This is a genomic window from Luteibacter sp. P4_D7_3 (genome assembly GCF_056401735.1).
In genome coordinates this window covers 1-4,026 of record NZ_JBFUIT010000342.1, presented here as the reverse complement: position 1 = coordinate 4,026, position 4,026 = coordinate 1, and the positions used below count along the sequence as shown (strand labels likewise).

Annotated in this window: 3 protein-coding genes; 1 reads left to right on the top strand and 2 read right to left on the bottom strand. The window is 65.4% G+C overall.

What is annotated here, in order from left to right:
- Positions 1–88: 88 nt before the first annotated feature.
- A complete protein-coding gene (gene pip, locus AC1DSN_RS19440) occupies positions 89–1,045 on the bottom strand; it encodes a prolyl aminopeptidase (protein WP_213947882.1) in 957 nt (318 codons plus the stop codon).
- Positions 1,046–1,258: 213 nt separating this feature from the next.
- Positions 1,259–2,641 (bottom strand): FAD-binding oxidoreductase, encoded by a 1,383-nt coding sequence (locus AC1DSN_RS19435; RefSeq protein ID WP_477332313.1) that lies wholly within the window; start codon positions 2,639–2,641, stop codon positions 1,259–1,261.
- Between the two features lie 123 nt (positions 2,642–2,764).
- Between AC1DSN_RS19435 and serA the strand changes: the two genes are divergently transcribed.
- Positions 2,765–4,000 carry a phosphoglycerate dehydrogenase gene (serA, locus tag AC1DSN_RS19430; RefSeq protein WP_213947880.1) on the top strand — a complete coding sequence of 412 codons (1,236 nt, stop codon included), beginning with the start codon at positions 2,765–2,767 and terminating at the stop codon, positions 3,998–4,000.
- The last annotated feature ends 26 nt before the right edge of the window (positions 4,001–4,026 follow it).

The window sequence follows — 4,026 nt, the reverse complement described above, 5'->3', positions numbered from 1 at the left end:
GCAACCATCGCCGCTGAAGCGGCTCCCACACCAAGCCGGCCGTAGCCACGAAGCGGCTGCCTGTGGGAGCCGCTTCAGCGGCGATGCGTTACCGCGTAAACCGATCCGTCGCCTGCACCAACTCCCGCACGATCCCCGGCTCGAACGCCGAATGCCCCGCGTCCTGCACGATTCTCAGATCGGCCTCCGGGAACGCGCGATGCAAGTCCCATGCGCTGCGTACGGGGCACACCACGTCATATCGCCCCTGCACGATCACCGTGGGAATGTGGCGAATCTTGCCGACGTCGCGGAGGAGCTGTCCGTCGACCTCGAAGAAACCCGCGTTGACGAAGTAGTGGCACTCGATGCGCGCGAACGCCAGCGCGAACTCGTCTTCGCCACTGGAAGCGATGTGGCCTTCATCCTGGTAGAGGTAACTGGTCGCACCTTCCCACACCGACCACGCACGTGCGGCGGCCACACGAACGGCGGGATCGCTGCTGGTAAGCCGGCGATGGTAGGCGCTGATCAGGTCACCGTGTTCGGCCTGCGGAATCGCCGAAAGAAAGGTTTCCCACGCGTCCGGGTAGAGCATGTCGCAGCCGCCCTGGTAGAACCACTCCAGCTCCGAACGCCGCAGCATGAAGATGCCGCGCAGCACGAGCTCGCTCACATGCGCCGGATGCGTTTCCGCATACGCGAGCGCCAGCGTCGAACCCCATGAACCACCGAATACCTGCCACGTGTTGATGCCCAGGTGCTCACGCAGGGTCTCGATGTCCGCGACCAGGTCCCAGGTCGTGTTGTCGGTCAGTTCGGCGTGCGGCGTGGATTTGCCGCAGCCGCGCTGATCGAACAGCACGATGCGGTACTCCTTGGGGTCGAAGAAACGGCGGCAGCGCGGGTTGGTGCCGCCGCCCGGGCCACCATGCAGGAACACCACCGGCTTACCGTGCGGGTTGCCGCTTTCCTCGAAGTAGAGCGTGTGCAGCGGGGAGACCTTGAGCGTGCCGCTGTTGTAGGGCTCGATCGGGGGGTAGAGGTCGGGGGAGTCCTGGGCCATGGGGGCGGTCTTTTGATGTCGGGGAGATGACAAGGCTAATGGGGCGCCCCGCCAGACGCCACACCCTGTAGGAGCCGATTTATCGGCGATCCCGCGGCAGCGGGCCAGTCTGAGGCAAGCACCCATCGCCGATGAATCGGCTCCCACAAGGCAACGCGCGCCCCCCCGCTCGGTAGGAGCCGCTTCAGCGGCGATCCCGCGGCAGCGGGCCGGTTACAGCAGCTTCCCGGGATTCATGACACCGTTCGGATCCCAGATCGCCTTGATGCCCCGCATCAGCGCTATCTCCGCCTCACTGCGTACGCTGCCCAGCCATGCTTTTTTCACCAGCCCAATGCCGTGCTCGGCGGAGATGCTGCCGCCATGCCGTTGAAGCGTGTCGACGAGCAATGAGGTGACGTGCTCGCACTGTTCGACAAACGCCGCGTTGTCCAGGTCGGCCGGCTTAAGCACGTTGATGTGCAGGTTGCCATCGCCGATGTGGCCGAACCAGACCACCTCGAAGTGCGGGTACTCCGCCGCGAGCAGGGCCTRCATGTCGGCCATGAAGGCCGGTACGGCAGAAATCCGCACGGAGACATCATTTTTGTAGGGCTTATGGGGCGCGAGACTCTCCGTAATACCCTCACGCAGACGCCACAGGGCGGCGGCTTGCGCCTCGCTCGAACTGATCGCGCCGTCTACCACCCAGCCTTCGTCGAGGCAGAACTCGAAAAAGGCCAGCGCCGCCGCCTCGACCTTCTCATCCGCCGCGTCGAACTCGGTGACGACGTAGAACGGATACGTTTCCTCGAAGGGTCGCTGCGCACCGTGGGCCAACACATGATGCAAGGCGCGATCGGTGAAGAACTCGAAGGCACCCAGCGTCAGGCGGTGCTGCGCCTCGGCGAATACCTTCATCAACGCGTCCATTGCCGGCACCGCCAGGAGCATGACCTGAGAGGGCGGCGGCGGGGAGGTAAGGCTCAGCGTGGCCTCGACRACGAGTCCGAGCGTGCCTTCGGAACCGATCACCAGGTGGCGCAGGTCGTAGCCGGACGCGTTCTTGACCAAGCCACGGTTGAGATCGAGGAGCTCACCGGTGCCCGTCACGACCTTGAGCCCGGCGATCCACTGGCGCGTATTGCCATAACGGATGACCCGGATGCCGCCTGCGTTGGTCGCGATGTTGCCACCGATCTGACAGGACCCGCGGGCGGCAAAATCCACGGGATAGAGCAGACCGCGCTCCCGGGCCGCGTTGTGCACCGCCTCGAGGGCGATGCCCGGCTGTACGGTCAGCGTCCGGTCGATCGGGTCGAAGTCGAGTACCCGGTTCATCCGGTCCAGGCTGACCACGATCTCACCGTGCGCCGCGACGGCACCGCCCGACAAGCCCGTCCGGCCGCCCGAGGGGACCACGCCCACGCCCTCGCCGTTGGCCCAACGGACGATGCCCTGTACTTCCTCGATCGAGGCGGGAAAGGCGATCGCCAAAGGAGCGGGCGTCCAGCGTCGCGTCCAGTCGCGACCGTGGTGTTCAAGGTCGCCGGGGTCGGTGGACAACTTGAGCTCGGGCAGCAGGCGGGCAAGCTCGGACAGGCGCGGATCGGTCATGGGGCTCTCGCTCGGGGTTCCCCGGCAGGGTGCCAGCGCGACGGCCATGCGTCCACTGCGCTGCAACATGAACGGCACTCTCTGGCATAGTGAGTCTCTCGTCCACGGATCTGAAGCCCGGCCATGAAGCGCACGTCGTACCCGAAAGAAGACATCAAGGTCCTGCTGCTCGAAGGCGTCAGCCGCAGCGCGCTGGATACCTTCCGTCAGGCCGGCTACTCGCAGATCGAGTTCCACGAGAAGTCGCTCTCCGAGGACGACCTCAAGGAGCGCATTGCCGACGCGCACATCGTGGGCATCCGCTCGCGCACCCACCTTACGGCCGAGGTCCTGGCCGAAGCGCGGCGCCTCATTGCCGTCGGCTGCTTCTGCATCGGCACCAACCAGGTGGATACCGCGGAAGCCGAGCGCCTGGGCGTGCCGGTGTTCAACGCGCCCTACTCCAACACCCGCAGCGTGGCCGAGCTGGTCATCGCCGAGACGATCATGCTGGTACGCCGCATTCCCGAAAAGAATGCCGAGTGCCACCGTGGCGGCTGGTCGAAATCGGCAGCCGGCAGCTTTGAGGTTCGCGACAAGGTCCTCGGCATCGTCGGCTACGGCCACATCGGCACCCAGGTTGGCGTGCTCGCCGAATCGCTGGGCATGCGGGTGATCTTCCACGACGTGGAAGCCAAGCTTTCGCTGGGCAACGCCCGGCCGGCCTCGAGTCTCGAAGACCTCCTCGAGCGTGCCGACGTGGTGACCCTGCACGTACCGGAAACGGCACAGACGAAAAACATGATCGGTGCCGCCGAGATCGCCCGCATGCGCCCCGGCTCGATGCTGGTGAACGCGTCGCGCGGTACCGTCGTCGACATCGATGCGCTCGCTGCCGCGCTGCGCTCGAAGCACCTGGCCGGCGCGGCCATCGATGTCTTCCCCGTGGAGCCGAAGGGCAATACCGACCCCTTTATCTCGCCACTGGTGGGCATGGACAACGTGATCCTCACCCCGCACGTCGGCGGCAGCACTGCCGAGGCTCAGGAGAACATCGGCATCGAAGTGGCGTCGAAGCTGGTGCGTTACAGCGACAACGGCAGCACACTCTCTGCGGTGAATTTCCCCGAGGTATCCCTGCCCGGTCACCCGACCAGCCGCCGCCTGCTGCACATCCACCGGAACATTCCCGGCGTGCTGTCGCGGGTAAACGACGTGTTCTCGCGCGCCGCGGTGAACATCGACGGCCAGTACCTGCAAACGTCTGGCCAGGTGGGCTACGTGGTGATCGACGTGACCACGACCGAAGAACACGCCGCCTCGTTGCGTAACGAACTGGCGGCGATCGAAGGCACCCTTAAGGCACGCGCGCTCTACTGAGGTAAGGCACGCGCGCTCTACTGAGG

Bases quoted from the DNA above. Each gene is read 5' to 3' on its own strand.
- serA (WP_213947880.1), top strand. From the start codon at position 2,765: ATGAAGCGCACGTCGTACCCGAAAGAAGACATCAAGGTCCTGCTGCTC.
- pip (WP_213947882.1), bottom strand. From the start codon at position 1,045: ATGGCCCAGGACTCCCCCGACCTCTACCCCCCGATCGAGCCCTACAAC.